22 protein-coding genes are annotated in these 18181 nt (G+C 61.5%); 11 read left to right on the top strand and 11 right to left on the bottom strand.

Annotation, left to right across the window (positions count from 1 at the left end; genetic code table 11):
- Positions 1–127 precede the first annotated feature (127 nt).
- Both AB4O09_RS26185 and tldD read left to right on the top strand, forming a co-directional pair.
- Entirely contained in the window at positions 128–991 is an 864-nt protein-coding gene (locus tag AB4O09_RS26185; protein WP_041931114.1) for a carbon-nitrogen hydrolase family protein, read from the top strand.
- A 5-nt stretch (positions 992–996) separates the two neighbouring features.
- Positions 997–2439, top strand: a complete 1443-nt coding sequence (gene tldD / locus AB4O09_RS26180; protein ID WP_460107662.1) for a metalloprotease TldD — start codon at positions 997–999, stop codon at positions 2437–2439.
- Between the two features lie 46 nt (positions 2440–2485).
- On the opposite strand, the gene yjgA is transcribed toward tldD, so the two are convergent.
- Positions 2486–3010 carry a ribosome biogenesis factor YjgA gene (gene yjgA / locus AB4O09_RS26175; RefSeq protein ID WP_003197830.1) on the bottom strand — a complete coding sequence of 175 codons (525 nt, stop codon included), beginning with the start codon at positions 3008–3010 and terminating at the stop codon, positions 2486–2488.
- A gap of 252 nt (positions 3011–3262) precedes the next feature.
- On the opposite strand from yjgA, the gene pmbA reads away from it, so the two are divergent.
- From pmbA to AB4O09_RS26145, 6 genes are all read left to right on the top strand, one after another.
- Positions 3263–4609 (top strand): metalloprotease PmbA, encoded by a 1347-nt coding sequence (gene pmbA, locus AB4O09_RS26170; protein WP_003197831.1) that lies wholly within the window; start codon positions 3263–3265, stop codon positions 4607–4609.
- Positions 4610–4866: 257 nt separating this feature from the next.
- Positions 4867–5262: a hypothetical protein gene (locus AB4O09_RS26165; RefSeq protein WP_003197833.1), complete on the top strand. Its 396-nt coding sequence runs from the start codon at positions 4867–4869 to the stop codon at positions 5260–5262.
- Positions 5255–6631: a class II fumarate hydratase gene (locus AB4O09_RS26160; protein WP_003197835.1), complete on the top strand. Its 1377-nt coding sequence runs from the start codon at positions 5255–5257 to the stop codon at positions 6629–6631. Before AB4O09_RS26165 ends, AB4O09_RS26160 begins: the two co-directional genes overlap by 8 nt.
- Before the next feature lie 27 nt (positions 6632–6658).
- Positions 6659–7099, top strand: coding sequence for a hypothetical protein (locus AB4O09_RS26155; RefSeq protein ID WP_003197837.1), 441 nt, complete (start codon positions 6659–6661; stop codon positions 7097–7099).
- A 2-nt stretch (positions 7100–7101) separates the two neighbouring features.
- Positions 7102–7725, top strand: a complete 624-nt coding sequence (locus AB4O09_RS26150) for a superoxide dismutase (RefSeq protein WP_013692272.1) — start codon at positions 7102–7104, stop codon at positions 7723–7725.
- A 19-nt stretch (positions 7726–7744) separates the two neighbouring features.
- On the top strand, positions 7745–8635 hold the full coding sequence (locus AB4O09_RS26145; RefSeq protein ID WP_003197841.1) for a ZIP family metal transporter: 891 nt from the start codon (positions 7745–7747) through the stop codon (positions 8633–8635).
- A gap of 182 nt (positions 8636–8817) precedes the next feature.
- On the opposite strand, the gene AB4O09_RS26140 is transcribed toward AB4O09_RS26145, so the two are convergent.
- From AB4O09_RS26140 to AB4O09_RS26095, 10 genes are all read right to left on the bottom strand, one after another.
- Positions 8818–9093 (bottom strand): HPr family phosphocarrier protein, encoded by a 276-nt coding sequence (locus tag AB4O09_RS26140; protein WP_003197843.1) that lies wholly within the window; start codon positions 9091–9093, stop codon positions 8818–8820.
- Between the two features lie 15 nt (positions 9094–9108).
- Entirely contained in the window at positions 9109–9966 is an 858-nt protein-coding gene (rapZ, locus tag AB4O09_RS26135) for an RNase adapter RapZ (RefSeq protein WP_003197845.1), read from the bottom strand.
- Positions 9967–9968: 2 nt separating this feature from the next.
- Positions 9969–10433, bottom strand: a complete 465-nt coding sequence (gene ptsN, locus AB4O09_RS26130; protein ID WP_003197847.1) for a PTS IIA-like nitrogen regulatory protein PtsN — start codon at positions 10431–10433, stop codon at positions 9969–9971.
- Positions 10434–10445: 12 nt separating this feature from the next.
- Positions 10446–10754: a ribosome hibernation-promoting factor, HPF/YfiA family gene (gene hpf, locus AB4O09_RS26125; protein ID WP_003178005.1), complete on the bottom strand. Its 309-nt coding sequence runs from the start codon at positions 10752–10754 to the stop codon at positions 10446–10448.
- 76 nt (positions 10755–10830) lie between these two features.
- Positions 10831–12324 carry an RNA polymerase factor sigma-54 gene (locus AB4O09_RS26120; protein ID WP_003197849.1) on the bottom strand — a complete coding sequence of 498 codons (1494 nt, stop codon included), beginning with the start codon at positions 12322–12324 and terminating at the stop codon, positions 10831–10833.
- A gap of 164 nt (positions 12325–12488) precedes the next feature.
- Positions 12489–13214: an LPS export ABC transporter ATP-binding protein gene (gene lptB, locus AB4O09_RS26115; protein WP_003197851.1), complete on the bottom strand. Its 726-nt coding sequence runs from the start codon at positions 13212–13214 to the stop codon at positions 12489–12491.
- Positions 13214–13762 (bottom strand): lipopolysaccharide transport periplasmic protein LptA, encoded by a 549-nt coding sequence (lptA, locus tag AB4O09_RS26110; RefSeq protein ID WP_003197852.1) that lies wholly within the window; start codon positions 13760–13762, stop codon positions 13214–13216. The genes lptB and lptA overlap by 1 nt, the downstream gene beginning before the upstream one ends.
- Positions 13749–14318: an LPS export ABC transporter periplasmic protein LptC gene (gene lptC, locus AB4O09_RS26105; RefSeq protein WP_003197854.1), complete on the bottom strand. Its 570-nt coding sequence runs from the start codon at positions 14316–14318 to the stop codon at positions 13749–13751. Before lptC ends, lptA begins: the two co-directional genes overlap by 14 nt.
- Positions 14319–14325: 7 nt before the next feature.
- The gene (locus AB4O09_RS26100; protein ID WP_003197856.1) at positions 14326–14850 is read right to left on the bottom strand and encodes a KdsC family phosphatase; all 525 of its coding nucleotides are present in this window, start codon (positions 14848–14850) and stop codon (positions 14326–14328) included.
- Positions 14851–15825 (bottom strand): KpsF/GutQ family sugar-phosphate isomerase, encoded by a 975-nt coding sequence (locus AB4O09_RS26095; RefSeq protein ID WP_003197857.1) that lies wholly within the window; start codon positions 15823–15825, stop codon positions 14851–14853.
- 274 nt (positions 15826–16099) lie between these two features.
- Here AB4O09_RS26095 and AB4O09_RS26090 point away from each other — a divergent pair, with 274 nt between their 5' ends.
- The 3 genes from AB4O09_RS26090 to mlaD are packed head-to-tail and all read left to right on the top strand — an operon-like array spanning position 16100 to position 18173.
- Positions 16100–16909, top strand: coding sequence for an ATP-binding cassette domain-containing protein (locus tag AB4O09_RS26090; protein ID WP_003197859.1), 810 nt, complete (start codon positions 16100–16102; stop codon positions 16907–16909).
- Positions 16909–17706 carry a lipid asymmetry maintenance ABC transporter permease subunit MlaE gene (gene mlaE, locus AB4O09_RS26085; RefSeq protein ID WP_003197860.1) on the top strand — a complete coding sequence of 266 codons (798 nt, stop codon included), beginning with the start codon at positions 16909–16911 and terminating at the stop codon, positions 17704–17706. The genes AB4O09_RS26090 and mlaE overlap by 1 nt, the downstream gene beginning before the upstream one ends.
- Positions 17706–18173 carry an outer membrane lipid asymmetry maintenance protein MlaD gene (gene mlaD / locus AB4O09_RS26080; protein ID WP_003178020.1) on the top strand — a complete coding sequence of 156 codons (468 nt, stop codon included), beginning with the start codon at positions 17706–17708 and terminating at the stop codon, positions 18171–18173. Before mlaE ends, mlaD begins: the two co-directional genes overlap by 1 nt.
- Positions 18174–18181: the final 8 nt, after the last annotated feature.

Below are 18181 nucleotides of genomic sequence, written 5' to 3'. Positions count from 1 at the left end.
GTGGGAGCAAAGCTTGCTCGCGATTGCGGTGTATCAGTCAGCCTATATGTTGGATGTACCTGCCTCATCGCGAGCAAGCTTTGCTCCCACTGCCGCCTTGGGCGAGGATAAAAAAGAGGGAGGAGCCATGCCAGTCGCAGTGATTCAAATGGTCAGCCAAAGCGATGTGCTCGCCAACCTGGCTCGTGCCCGTGTGCTGCTGGAGCAGGCTGCCGCAGGCGGTGCCAGGCTGGTCGTGCTGCCGGAGAATTTCGCCGCGATGGGACGGCGGGACATTGCCGATATCGGTCGAGCCGAAGCCTTTGGTCAGGGACCGATCCTGCCCTGGTTGAAACAGGTCGCCCGAGACCTCAAGTTATGGATTGTGGCCGGCACGTTGCCGTTGCCACCGGTGGACCAGCCCGAGGCCAGGTCCCATGCCTGTTCGTTGCTGGTCGACGATCAGGGGCAGATCGTGGCGCGCTACGACAAGCTGCACCTGTTCGATGTGGATGTGGCGGACAATCGCGGGCGCTATCGCGAGTCGGATGACTATGCTTATGGCGCTAACGTGGTGGTTGCCGATACCCCCGTGGGCCGGGTGGGCCTGACGGTCTGTTATGACTTGCGGTTCCCGGAGCTCTACAGCGAGCTGCGGGCTGCCGGGGCCGAACTGATCACGGCGCCGTCGGCGTTTACCGCGGTGACCGGCGCGGCCCATTGGGAGGTGCTGATTCGCGCCCGGGCCATCGAGACCCAGTGCTACGTGCTGGCGGCCGCCCAGGGCGGCGTGCATCCGGGGCCGCGGGAAACCTTTGGCCATGCCGCGATTGTCGACCCGTGGGGCCGTGTGCTGGCACAACAGGATCAAGGTGAGGCCGTGCTGCTGGCCGAGCGTGACAGCAGCGAACAGGCGTCCATCCGGGCGCGCATGCCGGTGGCCAGCCATCGGCGCTTTTTCTCGCAGGGCGCTCGACAGCGGCCTGTCCAAGACGACGAATTCAAGGCGTAAATCATATGAGCGGGTTGTTGTCCTCAGTCAGTGAACACCTTCTAGCCCCCGGCGGCGTGACCCTCGAAAGCCTGCAAGGCGTGCTGGGCGACCTGGCCGGCCCGGGCATCGATGCGGCCGACCTGTATTTCCAAGGGCAGATCTCCGAGTCCTGGTCCTTGGAAGACGGCATCGTCAAGGAAGGCAGTTTCAACCTCGACCAGGGCGTGGGCGTGCGCGCCCAGTCCGGGGAAAAGACCGGTTTTGCCTACAGCAACGCCATCACCCTCGAAGCCCTCGGCGCTGCTGCCCGTGCAGCCCGCTCGATCTCCCGCGCCGGGCAGAACGGCACGGTCCAGGCGTTCAGCAGCCAGGACGTGGCGCAGTTGTATGCGCCGGATAACCCGCTGGAAGTCATGAGCCGCGCCGAAAAAGTCGAGCTGCTCAAGCGCATCGACGTCGCCACCCGTGCCCTCGACCCGCGTATCCAGCAAGTGTCGGTCAGCATGGCCGGGGTCTGGGAACGGATCCTGGTGGCGTCCACCGACGGCGGCCTGGCGGCGGACGTGCGGCCGCTGGTGCGGTTCAACGTCAGCGTGATCGTCGAGCAGAACGGTCGCCGTGAGCGCGGCGGCCATGGCGGTGGCGGGCGCACCGACTACCGTTATTTCCTCAGCGAAGACCGCGCCATGGGCTACGCCCGCGAAGCGCTGCGTCAGGCGCTGGTCAACCTGGAGGCCATTCCGGCCCCGGCCGGTACGTTGCCGGTGGTGCTGGGGTCCGGCTGGTCCGGCGTGCTGCTGCACGAAGCAGTCGGCCACGGCCTGGAAGGCGATTTCAACCGCAAGGGCAGCTCGGCCTACAGTGGGCGCATGGGGGAAATGGTCGCCTCGAAACTCTGCACCATTGTCGATGACGGCACCCTGGCCGGGCGTCGTGGCTCCCTGAGCGTCGACGATGAAGGTACCCCGACCGAATGCACCACGCTGATCGAGAACGGTGTGCTCAAGGGCTACATGCAGGACAAGCTCAATGCCCGGCTGATGGGCGTGGCCCGCACTGGCAACGGTCGTCGTGAATCCTATGCGCACCTGCCGATGCCGCGCATGACCAACACCTACATGCTCGGTGGCCAAAGCGATCCGGCGGAAATCATCGCCTCGGTGAAAAAAGGCATCTATTGCGCCAACCTCGGCGGCGGCCAGGTGGACATCACCAGCGGCAAGTTCGTGTTCTCCACCAGCGAGGCCTACCTGATCGAAGACGGCAAGATCACCGCACCGGTCAAGGGCGCGACCCTGATCGGCAACGGGCCGGAGGCGATGAGCAAGGTGTCGATGGTCGGTAACGACCTGGCGCTGGACAGCGGTGTGGGCATGTGCGGCAAGGATGGGCAATCGGTGCCAGTGGGCGTCGGCCAGCCGACCCTGAAGATCGATGCGATTACCGTGGGTGGCACGGGCGCATGACCGGAGCATCGGGTGGAGTGCAAGGGCCTCCACCCGTGGGCGTTACTCAGCGCAGGCCGCGTTGGGTTTCGTCCAGCTCACGGATGTACTTGAAGATTTTACGGCTCGAGGCCGGTGGCTTGTTCTGTGCCAGTTCGTGCTGGGCCTGACGGATCAGGGAGCGCAATTGCTGACGGTCAGCCTCCGGGTAGTCGATGACGAATTTTTCCAGCACGCCGTCGTCGCCTGCGATCAAGCGATCGCGCCAGCGCTCCAGGTTGTGGAAACGTTCGTTGTACTGCCGGGTGGAGGCATCGAGTTGATCGAGCAGGACCAGGATGGCGTCAGTGTCCTGATCGCGCATCAGTTTGCCGATGAATTGCAGGTGCCGTTTACGCGCGATATTCGCGGTGTGCTTGGGCGCATCGGCCAGGGCCCGGCGCAAGGCGTCGGTCAAAGGCAGTTTGGCCAGCAAGTCAGGCTTGAGTGTTGTCAGGCGCTCGCCGAGGTCAACCAGAGCATGCAGCTCGCGTTTGACCTGGGATTTGCTTTTTTCACCCTCGTAGAGGGAGTCGTCGTAAGAATCAACCATGGTGGCAGTCCGCAAAGAAACGCCGCCATGATAACCAGTCGGGGGCCGCTTGTCCGGCCCGGTCGCTCGAAGGCCAAGGGTTTGTACGAAAAGTCGCCGAGCGGCGATCAGGCAAGGCGAAAACAGGCGAGGAAGCGGAGTTTACTGGTTGTAAATGAGCATTCCGAGCCTGTTTTCAACGCAGCATGATCGTCGCGCAGGCACTTTACGTACAAAGCCTTAACCGAAAGAAGAATTTGAGTGGAGAACACCATGAGTGCAGTTCAAAGCGTCGGCCCGCAGGCATTGCCGGCACTGCAGGAACAAGTCGAGCAGATCCTCGCCGAGGCCAAGCGCCAGGGCGCCAGTGCCTGTGAAGTGGCCGTATCGCTGGAGCAGGGCCTGTCGACGTCGGTGCGCCAGCGCGAGGTGGAAACCGTCGAATTCAATCGCGACCAGGGCTTTGGCATCACCTTGTACGTAGGCCAGCGCAAGGGCTCGGCCAGCACTTCGGCGAGCGGCCCGGAGGCCATTCGCGAAACCGTCGCCGCGGCACTGGCGATTGCCCAGCACACCTCCGAAGACGAAGCCTCGGGCCTGGCTGATGCCGCGCTGATGTGCAAGGAACTGCGCGACTTCGACCTGTTCCACGCCTGGGACATCACCCCCGAGCAGGCCATCGAACAGGCACTGCGTTGCGAAGCCGCGGCATTCGAGGCCGACAGTCGCATCAAGAACGCCGACGGCACGACGCTCAATACCCACCAGGGCTGCCGGGTCTACGGCAACAGCCACGGTTTTATCGGCGGTTATGCATCGACCCGCCACAGTCTCAGTTGCGTGATGATCGCCGAGGCCAACGGCCAGATGCAGCGTGACTACTGGTACGACGTGAACCGCCAAGGCACCCTGCTGGCGGACCCGGTGAGCATTGGCCAGAAAGCCGCGCAACGGGCGGCCAGCCGCCTGGGCGCGCGGCCGGTGCCGACCTGCGAAGTGCCGGTGCTGTTTTCGGCCGAGCTGGCCGGCGGCCTGTTCGGCAGCTTCCTGTCGGCGGTGTCCGGCGGCAACCTGTACCGCAAGTCGTCGTTCCTCGAGGGCGCGCTGGGCCAGAAACTGTTCCCGGAATGGATGACCATCGACGAGCGTCCGCACCTGATGCAGGCCATGGGCAGCTCGGCGTTCGATGGCGACGGCCTGGCCACCTACGCCAAGCCGTTCGTGGAAAACGGCGAGTTGGTGTCCTACATCCTCGGCACCTATTCGGGCCGCAAGCTCGGCATGCCGAGCACCGCCAATGCCGGTGGCGTGCATAACCTGTTCGTGACCCATGGCGAAGAAGACCAGGCGGCCCTGCTGCGGCGCATGGGTCGTGGCCTGCTGGTGACCGAACTGATGGGCCACGGCCTGAACATGGTTACCGGGGACTATTCCCGTGGCGCGGCGGGTTTCTGGGTCGAGAACGGCGAGATCCAGTTCCCGGTCCAGGAAGTGACCATCGCCGGGAACATGCGTGACATGTTCAAGCAGATCGTGGCCGTGGGCAACGATCTGGAACTGCGCAGCAACATCCGCACCGGTTCGGTGCTGATCGAGCGGATGACCGTGGCAGGTAGCTAACGCTCACCGCTTGAAAAGGGCGCGTCATCCACGAGGTGACGCGCCTTTTTTGTACCCGCAAATCCTGTGGCGAAGGCGCTTTTGTGGCGAGGGAGCTTGCTCCCGCTGGGCCGCGAAGCGACCCCAAGATCTTGCGGTCGCTGCGCAACCGAGCGGGAGCAAGCTCCCTCGCCACAATGAATTTGTGCGGTCTAACAGTTGTGTTGCTTCTTATTATCATCTAATAATGAATCTCATTCGCCGAGTGAGCCCCGGTCATGAGTTCTGCCCTGCACGAACAACCCTACCTTGAAAGCTGGCGCTGGATGAGCCGCCAGATCCGTTGCGCGATGAACCCGGACGAGCCGCGGTTGATCGAGCACTACCTGGCCGAGGGCCGCTATCTGGCCTGCTGCACCGTCACTTCGCCATGGATGATCTCCGAGACCGCGTTCCGGCTGCTGCTCGATACCGCCTTGGATGTCGCGCTGCCCTGGCATTGGCGCAATCTCTGCCTCGACCAGGCCTGGCGCCCTCTGCGTGAGCTCGAACAACAATCACTGTGCCGCTGCCGCCTCAAGCGCTGGCAGAGCCATGCCTGGGCGCTGGCGACCTGCGCCCTGGAGCCGTCGATTCCTCTTATTGAACTGGTGCAAGGATCTCCCGATGAGTAATACCCGTATCGAACGCGACAGCATGGGCGAGCTGCAAGTCCCGGTGGATGCCCTCTATGGCGCCCAGACCCAGCGCGCAGTGGATAACTTTCCGGTCAGTGGCCAGCGTATGCCGGCACAGTTCATCCGCGCCCTGATCCTGGCCAAGGCTGCTGCCGCCCGGGCCAACGTAGAGCTGGAACAAATCAGCGCAGCCCAGGGCAAGGCCATTGTCGATGCGTCCCTGGGGCTGCTCGAAGGCCGTTTCATGGACCATTTCCCAGTGGATATCTTCCAGACCGGCTCCGGCACCAGCTCCAACATGAACGCCAACGAAGTGATCGCCACCCTCGCCAGTCGTCTGCTGGGGGAAACGGTCAATCCGAACGACCACGTCAATTGCGGCCAGAGCAGCAACGACATCATCCCCACCAGCATTCATGTCAGCGCGGCGCTGGCCTTGCATGAGCAACTGCTGCCGGCGCTGTCGCACCTGGTGCAGGTGATCGAGCGCAAGGCCGAAGAGGTCCACCCATTCATCAAGACGGGTCGCACCCATCTGATGGATGCCATGCCGGTGCGCCTGAGCCAGGTGCTCGATGGTTGGGCGCAGCAGCTCAAGGCCAATATCGGCCACTTGGAGGATGTGCTGCCGAGCCTGCAATCCCTGGCCCAGGGCGGTACGGCGGTCGGCACCGGGGTCAATGCCCATCCACGTTTCGCCGAGCTGTTCAGTCAACAACTGACGCAATTGACCCAGGTGCAATTCACCCCGGGCAAGAATCTGTTCGCGCTGATTGGCTCCCAAGACACCGCCGTAGCGGTTTCCGGGCAGCTCAAGACCACCGCCGTGTCGCTGATGAAAATCGCCAACGACCTGCGCTGGATGAATTCCGGGCCGCTGGCAGGCCTGGGCGAGATCGAGCTCGAAGGCTTGCAACCGGGCTCCTCGATCATGCCCGGCAAGGTCAACCCGGTCATTCCTGAAGCCACCGCGATGGTGGCGGCCCAAGTGATTGGCAACGACACGGTGATCACTATCGCCGGTCAATCGGGCAACTTCGAATTGAACGTGATGCTACCGATCATCGCCCAGAACCTGCTGAGCAGCATCGCCTTGATGTCCACCGCCAGCCGCTTGCTGGCGGACAAGGCCATCGCCACCTTCAAGGTCAACGAGGCACGGCTCAAGGAAGCGTTGTCGCGCAACCCGATCCTGGTGACCGCGCTCAATCCCATCATCGGTTACCAGAAGGCCGCTGAAATCGCCAAGAAGGCTTACCAGCAAGGTCGGCCGGTCATCGATGTCGCCCTGGAGCACACCGACCTGACACGCAGCGAACTCGAAGTCCTGCTGGACCCGGAGAAGCTCACCGCCGGCGGCGTGTAACCCCGACACCTGTGTGGAGGACTCATCATGGAACACTGGAAACGTACGATCGAACGGGCCAATCGCTGTTTCATGCTGGGCGAGCTGGTAGACGCCCGCGAAGCCTACCTGCAGGCCCTGGCGCTGGCCCAGGTGCTGTTCGAGCGTTGGGCGGATGCCGACGAAGCCGTGGCCGCGTGCGTCGTCTCCCATCACAACCTGGCAGACCTGCACTTGCGCCTGAACCAGCCGGAGGAGAGCGCCGAGTATTTGTGCGCGATCCACCAACGGTTGTTGCAGACGATGCAGGACGAACGCCTGGCACCGGCCCTGCGCACCGCCGCACGGCGTCAGAGCCACAAGACCTATGTCGAACTGCTGAGTTTCATCAGCGAGCACGGTGAATACCCACGGACCCAACGCCTGCTGCACTGCAATGCCGCTACGCCCCGGCAGCGCAATGCCCCTCTTCATCATGGAGCTCATTGAACATGGCTTTTACCTTGCCTGCATTGCCCTACGCCTACGACGCCCTGGAACCGCACATCGATGCGCAAACCATGGAGATCCACTACACCAAGCATCACCAGACCTACATCAATAACCTCAACGCAGCGGTGGACGGCACCGAGTACGCCGGGTGGCCTGTCGAAAAACTGGTGTCCAGTGTCGAGCAGTTGCCGGCAAGCCTGCAAGCCGCAGTGATCAACCAGGGCGGTGGTCATGCCAACCATTCGCTGTTCTGGGAAGTGATGACGCCCCGGGGCGGCGGCCAGCCCGATGGCGCCCTGGCGGCGGCGATCGAAGCGCAACTGGGCGGTATCGAGGGTTTCAGGGAAGCCTTCACCAAAGCGGCGCTGACCCGTTTCGGCAGCGGTTGGGCCTGGTTGAGCGTGACCCCGCAAAAGACCCTGGTGGTGGAAAGCAGCGGCAACCAGGACAGCCCGCTGATGAAGGGCAACACACCGATTCTTGGCCTGGATGTCTGGGAGCACGCCTATTACCTGCGCTACCAGAACCGTCGTCCGGAATACATCAGCGCCTTCTACAACGTGATCAACTGGCCTGAGGTCGCCCGGCGCTACCAGGCTGCGCTGGCTTCGAGCCCTTCCTGAAAGCAACCCAAGGCTGACTATGGATACTCAAACACTGGCGATTGGAAGCGGACGGATGTTCCGCTATGCCTTGGGGTCGTTGTTGCTGCTGGCCGGAATGACATTGTTGGCTGCCCAGGGCCTGGCATGGCTGGACTTGGAGCCCAGGTTGTTGCGCGCGCTCGAGGGTGGCGGGCTCTGCGCCTTGGGCACCGCGCTGGGGGCCGTGCCGGTGTTGGTCATCCGGCGCATGCCCCAGGCCGTCAGCGATTCGCTGCTGGGATTCGGTGCCGGGGTGATGCTCGCGGCCACGGCATTTTCGCTGATCGTGCCGGGCATTGCTGCGGCCGAGCAGTTGGGACTGACGCCTTGGGCCGCCAGCGGCCTTATCAGTTTCGGCATTCTATCGGGCGCGTTCGGGCTGTATCTAGTGGACCGCAAAGTCTGCGCCTGTCCCGAAAGGCTGGTCGCTGCGCCAGGCCGGCCGATCATTGCGCCGCGGATCTGGTTGTTCGTGTTTGCCATCATCGCCCACAACATTCCCGAAGGCATGGCGGTGGGGGTGTCGGCGGGCGGCGGCATGCCGGATGCCGACAGCCTGGCGATGGGCATCGCCTTGCAGGATGTACCCGAAGGGCTGGTGATCGCGCTGGTGCTGGCTGCGGCGGGGATGTCGCGGGCCAGGGCGTTCCTGATTGGCGCGGCGTCAGGGTTGGTCGAGCCCGTGTTCGCGCTGCTGTGCGCCTGGTTGGTGAGTCTGGCCGAGATGCTCTTGCCCCTGGGGCTCGCGTTGGCGGCCGGGGCGATGTTGCTGGTGGTGACTCACGAGGTTATTCCCGAATCCCGTCGCAATGGTCACGAGAAACTGGCGAGCCTGGGCCTGTTGGTGGGGTTTTGTCTGATGATGGTGCTGGATACGGCGTTGGCGTGACAAACGGCAGGCATCTAGGGTGATGTGATTTATCTGTGGCGAGGGAATCTGTGGGAGCAAAGCTTGCTCGCGATCCAGGTACCTCGGTTTTCTGAGTTACCGAGTCGCCTTCATCGCGAGCAAGCTTTGCTCCCACAAATGAATTCCCTTGCCACAATAAATCCGCCTTGGGATTTGGTCGGTTATTCGCCTTCGTCGAAGTATCTGTTGATCAGATCCACCAGGGCATCCATCGCCTCCTGTGCCTGTTCACCTTCGGTGTGCAGGTGGATCTTGGTGCCCTTGCCAGCGGCGAGCATCATCATCGCCATGATGCTTTTACCGTCGACCGCAGTCTCGGGTGTGCGGCCAACCCTGATGGTGGTGTCCTTGAACTGGCCTGCGACTCCGACGAACTTGGCCGACGCTCGGGCATGCAAACCCAGCTTGTTGATGATTTCAATTTCCTGAGCAGGCATCGCGATGTGAATCCTTTAGCTGAGGTCGCGGTGGCGAACCTGGACGTTCTTCAGGGATTGTTGCAGGAGTTGACCCAGGCGTTCGGTCAGGTAGACGGAGCGGTGATGGCCGCCGGTACAACCGATGGCGATCGTGACATAGGCGCGGTTGCTCGCGGCAAAGCGGGGCAGCCATTTGAGCAGGTAGCTGGAGATGTCCTGGTACATTTCTTCGACATCCGGCTGGGCGGCCAGGTAGTCGATCACCGGTTGGTCGAGCCCGGACTGCGCGCGCAATTCCGGCTTCCAATAAGGATTGGGCAGGCAACGCACGTCGAACACCAGGTCGGCATCGACGGGCATGCCACGCTTGAAACCGAACGACTCCACCAGGAACGCCGTGCCCGGCTCGGGTTGGTTGAGCAGGCGCAGCTTGATCGTGTCACGCAACTGATACAGGTTCAGGTGCGTGGTGTTGACCTTCAGGTCCGCCAGGTCGGCAATCGGCCCCAGTAGCTGGCTTTCATCCTCGATGGCTTCGGCCAGCGAACGGTTGGCGTTGCTCAGTGGGTGGCGCCGGCGGGTTTCGGAAAAACGCTTGAGCAGTGTCTCTTCATCGGCATCCAGGTACAGCACGTCACACTGGATATGCCGGCTGCGCACTTCCTCGAGCAGTTCAGGAAAACGCGACAGGTGGCTTGGCAGGTTGCGCGCATCGATGGACACCGCCACCAGCGGCTGCGCCAGCTCGGTGTGGATCAGGGCGCGCTCGGCCAGTTCCGGCAGCAGGCCGGCGGGCAAATTGTCGATGCAATAGTAGCCGCTGTCCTCAAGCACGTTGAGGGCCGTGCTTTTACCGGAGCCGGAGCGGCCACTGACAATGATCATGCGCATTTTTAATGACCGTTCTGCTCGTCCAGGACAACCTGGTACAAAGCTTCGTTACTCGGTGCGCTGCGCAGTTTTTCGCGCACTTCCTTGCGGTCCAGCATGCTGGCAATCTGGCGCAGCAGCTCAAGGTGCGCATCGGTCGCCGCTTCCGGTACCAGCAATACAAACAGCAGGTCGACCGGGGCGCCGTCGATGGCGTCGAAATCTATAGCGGTTTCAAGGTGCAACAGCGCGCTGATCGGCGCGGCACAACCCTTGAGACGGCAGTGGGGAATGGCGATGCCGTTGCCAAAACCGGTGGAACCGAGTTTTTCACGGGCAACCAATGCCTCGAAGACGTCCTGCATTTCCAGATCCGGTACCTCGCGGTGGATCAGGTTGGCAATGTGTTCGAGGGCTTTCTTCTTACTGCCGCCCGGCGCGTTCACCTGGGAACGGCCGGGGGTCAGGATGGTTTCTAGTCGGATCATGGATTGGGGGGGTTAACGACCGGTTGCGCCCTGGAGGAGGCTCTGGGTCTTTTCCTTATGCTTTTTGAGTTGGCGATCCAGCTTGTCGGTCAGCAGGTCAATCGCGGCATACATGTCTGTGTGCTCTGCGTTGGCAACCACTTCTCCGCCGGGGATATGCAGCGTGGCTTCGATTTTCTGCAGCAGCTTCTCGACGTTCATCGTGACTTGCACGTTGGTGATCTTGTCGAAATGCCTTTCCAATCGGTCGAGTTTTTCGCCGATGTAGGTGCGCAGGGGTTCGGTCACTTCCAGTTGGTGTCCACTGATGTTGACTTGCATACAGCTTCTCCTTCGTTGCCAGTGCATAAAGCGGCAGGCAGAAATGCCTGCCACTGGAACGCTGTGGCGTGGCCTGTTACATCAACCGCTTGCGTTCGCTCGAAGGCGCGATCCCTAGGGATTCGCGGTATTTGGCGACGGTACGGCGGGCCACCTGAATGCCTTGTGCCTCCAGTAAACCAGCGATCTTGCTGTCACTCAACGGCTTTTTCTGATTTTCCGCAGCTACCAGTTTTTTGATGATCGCGCGGATGGCCGTGGACGAGCATTCGCCGCCTTCGGAGGTGCTGACGTGGCTGGAGAAAAAGTATTTCAATTCATAGATACCCCGAGGGGTATGCATGAATTTCTGGGTGGTTACCCGGGAAATCGTCGACTCGTGCATGCCCACTGCCTCGGCAATGTCATGCAGGACCAACGGTTTCATCGCTTCATCGCCGTACTCCAGGAAGCCGCGCTGATGCTCGACGATCTGGGTGGCAACTTTCATCAGGGTTTCGTTGCGGCTTTGCAGGCTCTTGATGAACCAGCGCGCTTCCTGCAACTGGTTGCGCATGAAGGTGTTGTCGGCGCTGGTGTCGGCACGCTTCACAAAGCCGGCGTACTGGGCGTTGACCCGCAGCTTGGGCACCGACTCCTGGTTGAGCTCCACCAGCCAGCGATCATTGTGCTTGCGCACGATCACGTCGGGGACCACGTATTCGGGCTCGGTGGATTCGATCTGCGAGCCGGGGCGCGGGTTGAGGCTCTGCACCAGTTCGATGACCTGGCGCAGCTCATCTTCCTTGAGCTTCATGCGACGCATCAGTTGGCTGTAGTCGCGGCCGCCCAACAGGTCGATGTAATCGGTGACCAGTCGCTTGGCTTCGGCCAGCCATGGTGTCTTGGCGGACAACTGGCGCAGTTGCAGCAACAGGCACTCGCCCAGGTTGCGGGCACCGATGCCGGCCGGTTCGAACTGCTGGATGCGATGCAGGACGGCTTCGATCTCGTCCAGCTCGATGTCGAGCTCGGGGTCGAAGGCTTCCAGGATTTCTTCGAGGGTCTCGTCCAGGTAGCCCTGGTTGTTGATGCAGTCGATCAGGGTCACGGCGATCAGGCGATCGGTGTCGGACATTGGCGCCAGGTTCAACTGCCACAGCAGGTGGCTTTGCAGGCTTTCGCCAGCAGAGGTACGGGTGGTGAAGTCCCACTCGTCGTCATCGCTGCTCGGCAGGCTGCTGGCGCTGGTCTGGTAGACGTCTTCCCAGGCCGTGTCCACGGGTAGTTCGTTGGGGATGCGTTCGTTCCATTCGCCATCCTCGAGGTTGTCCACCGTCGGGGCGGTTTCCTGGTAGGCCGGTTCCGGGATTTCGGTGTTGGTCTTCTGCTCGACGTTGTCGGCCAGCGGATCGGTGTTGTCGAAGTCGTCGCCTTCTTCCTGGCGTTCGAGCATCGGATTGGACTCCAGGGCCTCCTGGATTTCCTGTTGCAGGTCCAGGGTCGACAATTGGAGCAGGCGGATGGCCTGTTGCAGCTGCGGTGTCATCGTCAGCTGCTGGCCCATTCTCAAGACTAGCGATGGTTTCATGGCAGGGGCTTAACACCTTATTAGCCGGCGCACATGCGCCATCCACTACAGGGCGCCGAGGCGCCAAACTTAAGCAAATTATATGCCTGAAACTGAAGTGTTTGCCTAGAGCGTCGCCATAATAAAATTAAACGACGCTCGGACAATTCGCCAGACACTTGTGCTTACAGGCGGAACTCATGGCCCAGATACACTTCCTTGACCAGGTCATTGGCCAGGATGGCTGCGGAGTCGCCTTCGGCGATCAGCTGGCCGTCGTTGACAATGTAGGCGGTTTCACAGATATCCAGCGTCTCGCGCACGTTGTGGTCGGTGATCAGCACGCCGATCCCCTTGGCCTTGAGGTGATGGATGATCTGCTTGATGTCGCCTACCGAGATCGGGTCCACGCCGGCGAACGGTTCGTCGAGCAGGATGAACTTCGGTGCGGTGGCCAGGGCGCGGGCGATTTCCACGCGACGCCGCTCGCCACCGGACAGGCTCATGCCCAGGTTGTCGCGAATGTGGCTGATGTGGAATTCCTGCAGCAGGCTTTCCAGTTCCTGGCGACGACCGGCCTTGTCGAGTTCCTTGCGGGTCTCGAGGATCGCCATGATGTTGTCGGCAACCGACAGTTTGCGGAAGATCGACGCTTCTTGCGGCAAATAGCCGATACCTGCCTTCGCCCGGCCGTGCATTGGCTGGTGGCTGACGTCCACGTCGTCGATCAGTACGCGACCCTGATCGGCCTGGACCAGGCCGACGATCATGTAGAAGCAGGTGGTCTTGCCCGCGCCGTTGGGGCCGAGCAGGCCGACGATCTGGCCGCTGTCGATGGACAGGCTGACATCACGCACGACTTGACGGCTCTTGTAGCTCTTGGCCAGGTGCTGAGCTTTCAGAGTTGCCATTACTGGGCCTTCTGCTCGTCGGTTTTCTTTTTCGGTTGGATCACCATGTCGATCCGCGGACGCGACTCGGTCACCTTGCTGCCGGTGGCGCGACCGGCGCTGGCCAGCTTCTTGACTGTGTCGTAGACGATTTTTTCGCCTTGGGTGACGTTGTTGTCCTTGTCGACGACCTTGGCGCGGTCGATCAGGACCACGCGATCCTGGGCGGCGTGGTACTGGATGGTTACCCCGTAGCCCTGCACTGGCTTGGTATCGCCTGCGGTTTGCAGTTGCTCGAAATAGGCCAGGTTGCCCACCGAAGTCACCACGTCGATGTCGCCGGACGGGGTGCGGGTGATGGTCACGGTATTGCCGGTGACCTTCATCGAGCCCTGGGTGATGATCACGTCGCCTTTATAGGTGGCGACGCCATTCTTGTCGTCGAGCTGGGCATCGTCGGCCTGGATGCGAATAGGCTGGTTGCGGTCGTCGGGAAGAGCCCAGGCGCTCGCGCTTCCCAGTGCTGCGCCCAGACTGAGCAAAATAGGGAGGGTTTTAGCGAGCTTCATACTGTCCTCTTACGTTCGATAGCAGGTGTATCCTGCTTTCCTTCAAATACGCTTTCATTCCCGTGCCGGTCGATACACCCCCGGCGCCGTCGATTCTAACGGGTTGCTCGGTCTGCGCATATTCTTGCTGTGGGAACACGGTCATGCGCGTGCTGGTGATGATGGTCGTACGGTTTTTTTCGTCGGTTCGGGCGACGCGCACCGAGTCGATCAGTTCCACTTCGGTACCGCCGGAATTGACTTCGGCGTGCTCGCTCTGCACATGCCACGGAAACTCGGTGCCGCGGAACATGTTCAGGTCGGGCTTCGTAACCAACGTAATGTCAGTGGCTTTTACGTGGTCGACCTTGTCGGACGTCATCTCGTATTGCACCTTGCCGTCGGGCAGGTACTGCAGGGTATGCGTGTTGGTCGCGTACCAGTCGATCTTTTCCTCGACCTGGGCCGCAGGCTGGTCGAGAAACCGTTCGGGGCTGATGTTCCAGTAGCCCACCGCAGCAAAAATCGCCGCGATACAGCCGAACACCACGATGGTGCGAATCTTCTTGCTCAGCATAAATGGCTCACAGGTACGCGGCGTTGGCCGCTTCGAGGCGGCCCTGGGCGCGCAGGATCAGTTCACAGAATTCGCGGGCCGCACCTTCGCCGCCTCGCGCCGTGGTGACGCCGTGGGCGTGCTCGCGGACGAAACTGGCCGCGTTGGCGACCGCCATGCCCAGGCCGACCCGGCGAATCACCGGCAGGTCTGGCAGGTCGTCACCGAGGTAGGCCACCTGTTCATAGTTTAGGTTGAGTTGACCCAGAAGCTCGTCCAGCACCACCAGCTTGTCTTCGCGCCCCTGGTAAAGGTGCGGGATGCCGAGGTTCTTCGCGCGCCGCTCGACCACCGGGGTCTTGCGGCCGCTGATGATAGCGGTCTGCACGCCGGCGGCCATCAACATCTTGATGCCTTGGCCGTCGAGGGTGTTGAACGTCTTGAACTCGCTGCCGTCTTCGAGGAAGTACAGGCGGCCGTCGGTCAGCACGCCGTCCACGTCGAAAACCGCCAGCTTGATGGCTTGGCCGCGTTGCAACAGGTCTGTGTTCATTTACATGACTCCCGCACGCAGAAGATCGTGCATGTTCAGGGCGCCCACCGGACGGTCTTCGTCGTCGACGACCACCAGGGCGCTGATCTTGTGGTCTTCCATGATTTTCAGGGCCTCGGCGGCGAGCATCTCGGCGCGGGCGGTCTTGCCGTGGGGCGTCATGACTTGCTCGATGGTCGCACTGTGGATGTCGATGGTGCGGTCCAGGGTGCGGCGCAGATCGCCGTCGGTGAAGATTCCCGCGAGCTTGCCGTCGACCTCCAGGACCACCGTCATGCCCAGCCCCTTGCGGGTCATTTCCATGAGCGCGTCCTTGAGCAGCGTGCCGCGCAGCACTTGTGGCAACTCCTGGCCAGCGTGCATCACGTTTTCGACTTTCAGCAGCAGGCGACGGCCGAGGGCGCCACCGGGATGGGAAAAGGCGAAATCTTCCGCGGTGAAGCCCCGGGCTTCCAGCAGCGCCACGGCCAGGGCGTCGCCCATGACCAGGGCCGCGGTGGTGGAGGAGGTCGGTGCCAGGTTCAGCGGGCAGGCTTCGTGTTCGACATGAACATTGAGGTTCACTTCGGCGGCCTTGGCCAGCGGCGAGTCCGGGTTGCCGGTCATGCTGATCAACTGGATGCCCAGGCGCTTGATCAGCGGCAGCAGCGTGATGATCTCATTGGTGGAGCCGGAGTTGGACAGGGCCAGGATGACGTCGTCCCGGGTGATCATGCCCATGTCCCCGTGGCTGGCTTCGGCCGGATGGACAAAAAAGGCCGTGGTGCCGGTGCTGGCGAGGGTGGCGGCGATCTTGTTGCCGATGTGCCCGGACTTGCCCATGCCGACCACGACCACGCGGCCTTTGCTGGCCAGAATCATCTCGCAGGCGCGTACGAAATCAGCGTCGATTTGGGGCAGCAAGCCTTGCACGGCTTCGAGCTCGAGGCGGATGGTACGTTGTGCCGATTGAATCAGGTCGCTGGATTGGCTCATGTCAGAAATCGTATAGCCCGATGAAAAGGCGGCGATTATAGCGGCAATGAACAATTCCCTCACGTAAGTTCGTCATGCTTTGTTCGAGGGGCCGCAAGGTTCGACATAAAATGTGGCTTTTTACCTTAAACCAGGCTTAACAGGCGGGGCGTTGGCCTTGGGCGCTTGGCTGTTGCAGTGATATAGTTCGCCGCCGGTTCGTGTGCCCGGCGGTACCGGCGCTTGTCGGCTGCCCTGGGCATTCGAATGTGAGGCTGCATCGCAAGGAGTTTAGATGAGTGCCGACAACGCCTACGCGGTCGAGCTGAAGGGACTGTCCTTCAAGCGAGGGACGCGCAGCATTTTCAATGACATCGATATTCGCATTCCGCGCGGCAAGGTCACCGGCATCATGGGGCCTTCCGGGTGTGGCAAGACCACGCTGCTGCGGCTGATCGGGGCACAATTGCGCCCCAGCGCCGGCGAAGTCTGGGTCAATGGTCAGAACCTTCCCGAGTTGTCTCGCAGCGACCTGTTCGATGCGCGCAAGCACATGGGTGTGCTGTTCCAGAGTGGCGCGCTGTTTACCGATCTCGATGTATTCGAGAACGTGGCGTTCCCGCTGCGGGTCCATACCGAGCTGCCGGAAGAGATGATTCGCGACATCGTCCTGCTCAAGTTGCAGGCCGTTGGGCTGCGGGGCGCCCTCGACCTGATGCCCGACGAGCTGTCCGGCGGCATGAAGCGTCGGGTCGCGTTGGCGCGGGCTATTGCCCTCGATCCGAAGATCCTCATGTACGACGAGCCCTTCGTCGGCCAGGACCCGATCGCCATGGGCGTGCTCGTGCGCCTGATCCGCCTGCTCAACGATGCGCTGGGCATCACCAGCATCGTGGTCTCCCACGACCTGGCCGAAACCGCGAGCATTGCCGACTACATCTATGTGGTTGGCGATAGCCAGGTGCTGGGGCAGGGCACGCCCCAGGAACTGGCGGATTCGGACAATCCGCGCATCCGCCAATTCATGAAGGGTGATCCGGACGGGCCGGTGGCGTTCCATTTTCCGGCCACGGATTACCGTACCGATCTGCTGGGGAAGCGCTGATGCGCAAGAAATCACTATTGGAAAGAGTTCGCCTGTTCGGCCGTTCCGGCATCGATGTGGTGGCGGTACTGGGCCGTTCCTCGCTGTTCCTGATGCACGCCTTGCTCGGTCGCAACTCGACGGGCGGCGGTTTCGGCCTGCTGGTCAAGCAGTTGCACTCGGTGGGCGTGATGTCCCTGGTGATCATCGTGGTCTCCGGGATCTTCATCGGCATGGTCCTGGCGCTGCAAGGTTTCAACATCTTGTCCAGCTACGGTTCGGAGCAGGCGGTCGGGCAGATGGTTGCGCTGACGCTGCTGCGTGAGCTCGGCCCGGTGGTCACGGCGCTGCTGTTCGCCGGGCGTGCCGGTTCGGCGTTGACCGCCGAAATCGGCAACATGAAGTCCACCGAACAATTGTCCAGCCTGGAAATGATCGGCGTCGACCCACTCAAATACATCATTGCCCCGCGCCTGTGGGCCGGTTTCATTTCCCTGCCGGTGCTGGCGATCATTTTCAGCGTCGTGGGGATCTGGGGCGGCTCGTGGGTGGCGGTAGACTGGCTGGGGGTCTATGAAGGTTCCTACTGGTCGAACATGCAAAACAGCGTCGACTTCCTCGACGATGTCCTCAATGGCGTGATCAAAAGTGCCGTATTCGCTTTCGTCGTGACCTGGATCGCCGTGTTTCAAGGCTATGACTGTGAGCCCACGTCAGAGGGGATCAGCCGTGCCACAACCAAGACCGTGGTGTACGCCTCGCTGGCGGTCCTGGGCCTTGACTTTATTCTGACCGCCTTGATGTTTGGAGATTTCTGATGCAAAACCGCACCCTGGAAATCGGTGTCGGCCTTTTCTTGCTGGCTGGCATCCTGGCTTTGCTGCTGCTGGCCCTGCGGGTCAGTGGGCTGGCGCCGACGGCAAGCACCGATACTTATAAACTTTATGCAAACTTTGACAATATCGCCGGTTTGACGGTCAGAGCCAAAGTGACCATGGCCGGTGTCACCATCGGCAAGGTCACGGCAATCGATCTGAATCGCGAGGATTTCACCGGTCGGGTGACGCTGCAGTTGGAAAAGCGCGTGGATAACCTGCCGACTGATTCCACTGCATCTATCCTCACGGCTGGGCTGCTGGGTGAGAAATACATTGGCATCAGCGTGGGTGGGGAAGATACCGTGCTCAAGGACGGTGGCGTTATCCACGACACGCAATCATCCCTGGTGCTCGAGGACCTGATCGGTAAATTCCTGCTCAATACCGTTAGCAAAGACGCCAAATGAGGAGCTTT

It is taken from the genome of Pseudomonas sp. H1_F01, assembly GCF_054681425.1.
Note: the sequence above shows the minus strand (reverse complement) of the source record. Positions and strands in the feature narration are given on the sequence as shown.

Bases quoted from the DNA above. Each gene is read 5' to 3' on its own strand.
- AB4O09_RS26185 (WP_041931114.1), top strand. From the start codon at position 128: ATGCCAGTCGCAGTGATTCAAATGGTCAGCCAAAGCGATGTGCTCGCC.
- tldD (WP_460107662.1), top strand. From the start codon at position 997: ATGAGCGGGTTGTTGTCCTCAGTCAGTGAACACCTTCTAGCCCCCGGC.
- yjgA (WP_003197830.1), bottom strand. From the start codon at position 3,010: ATGGTTGATTCTTACGACGACTCCCTCTACGAGGGTGAAAAAAGCAAA.
- pmbA (WP_003197831.1), top strand. From the start codon at position 3,263: ATGAGTGCAGTTCAAAGCGTCGGCCCGCAGGCATTGCCGGCACTGCAG.
- AB4O09_RS26165 (WP_003197833.1), top strand. From the start codon at position 4,867: ATGAGTTCTGCCCTGCACGAACAACCCTACCTTGAAAGCTGGCGCTGG.
- AB4O09_RS26160 (WP_003197835.1), top strand. From the start codon at position 5,255: ATGAGTAATACCCGTATCGAACGCGACAGCATGGGCGAGCTGCAAGTC.
- AB4O09_RS26155 (WP_003197837.1), top strand. From the start codon at position 6,659: ATGGAACACTGGAAACGTACGATCGAACGGGCCAATCGCTGTTTCATG.
- AB4O09_RS26150 (WP_013692272.1), top strand. From the start codon at position 7,102: ATGGCTTTTACCTTGCCTGCATTGCCCTACGCCTACGACGCCCTGGAA.
- AB4O09_RS26145 (WP_003197841.1), top strand. From the start codon at position 7,745: ATGGATACTCAAACACTGGCGATTGGAAGCGGACGGATGTTCCGCTAT.
- AB4O09_RS26140 (WP_003197843.1), bottom strand. From the start codon at position 9,093: ATGCCTGCTCAGGAAATTGAAATCATCAACAAGCTGGGTTTGCATGCC.
- rapZ (WP_003197845.1), bottom strand. From the start codon at position 9,966: ATGCGCATGATCATTGTCAGTGGCCGCTCCGGCTCCGGTAAAAGCACG.
- ptsN (WP_003197847.1), bottom strand. From the start codon at position 10,433: ATGATCCGACTAGAAACCATCCTGACCCCCGGCCGTTCCCAGGTGAAC.
- hpf (WP_003178005.1), bottom strand. From the start codon at position 10,754: ATGCAAGTCAACATCAGTGGACACCAACTGGAAGTGACCGAACCCCTG.
- AB4O09_RS26120 (WP_003197849.1), bottom strand. From the start codon at position 12,324: ATGAAACCATCGCTAGTCTTGAGAATGGGCCAGCAGCTGACGATGACA.
- lptB (WP_003197851.1), bottom strand. From the start codon at position 13,214: ATGGCAACTCTGAAAGCTCAGCACCTGGCCAAGAGCTACAAGAGCCGT.
- lptA (WP_003197852.1), bottom strand. From the start codon at position 13,762: ATGAAGCTCGCTAAAACCCTCCCTATTTTGCTCAGTCTGGGCGCAGCA.
- lptC (WP_003197854.1), bottom strand. From the start codon at position 14,318: ATGCTGAGCAAGAAGATTCGCACCATCGTGGTGTTCGGCTGTATCGCG.
- AB4O09_RS26100 (WP_003197856.1), bottom strand. From the start codon at position 14,850: ATGAACACAGACCTGTTGCAACGCGGCCAAGCCATCAAGCTGGCGGTT.
- AB4O09_RS26095 (WP_003197857.1), bottom strand. From the start codon at position 15,825: ATGAGCCAATCCAGCGACCTGATTCAATCGGCACAACGTACCATCCGC.
- AB4O09_RS26090 (WP_003197859.1), top strand. From the start codon at position 16,100: ATGAGTGCCGACAACGCCTACGCGGTCGAGCTGAAGGGACTGTCCTTC.
- mlaE (WP_003197860.1), top strand. From the start codon at position 16,909: ATGCGCAAGAAATCACTATTGGAAAGAGTTCGCCTGTTCGGCCGTTCC.
- mlaD (WP_003178020.1), top strand. From the start codon at position 17,706: ATGCAAAACCGCACCCTGGAAATCGGTGTCGGCCTTTTCTTGCTGGCT.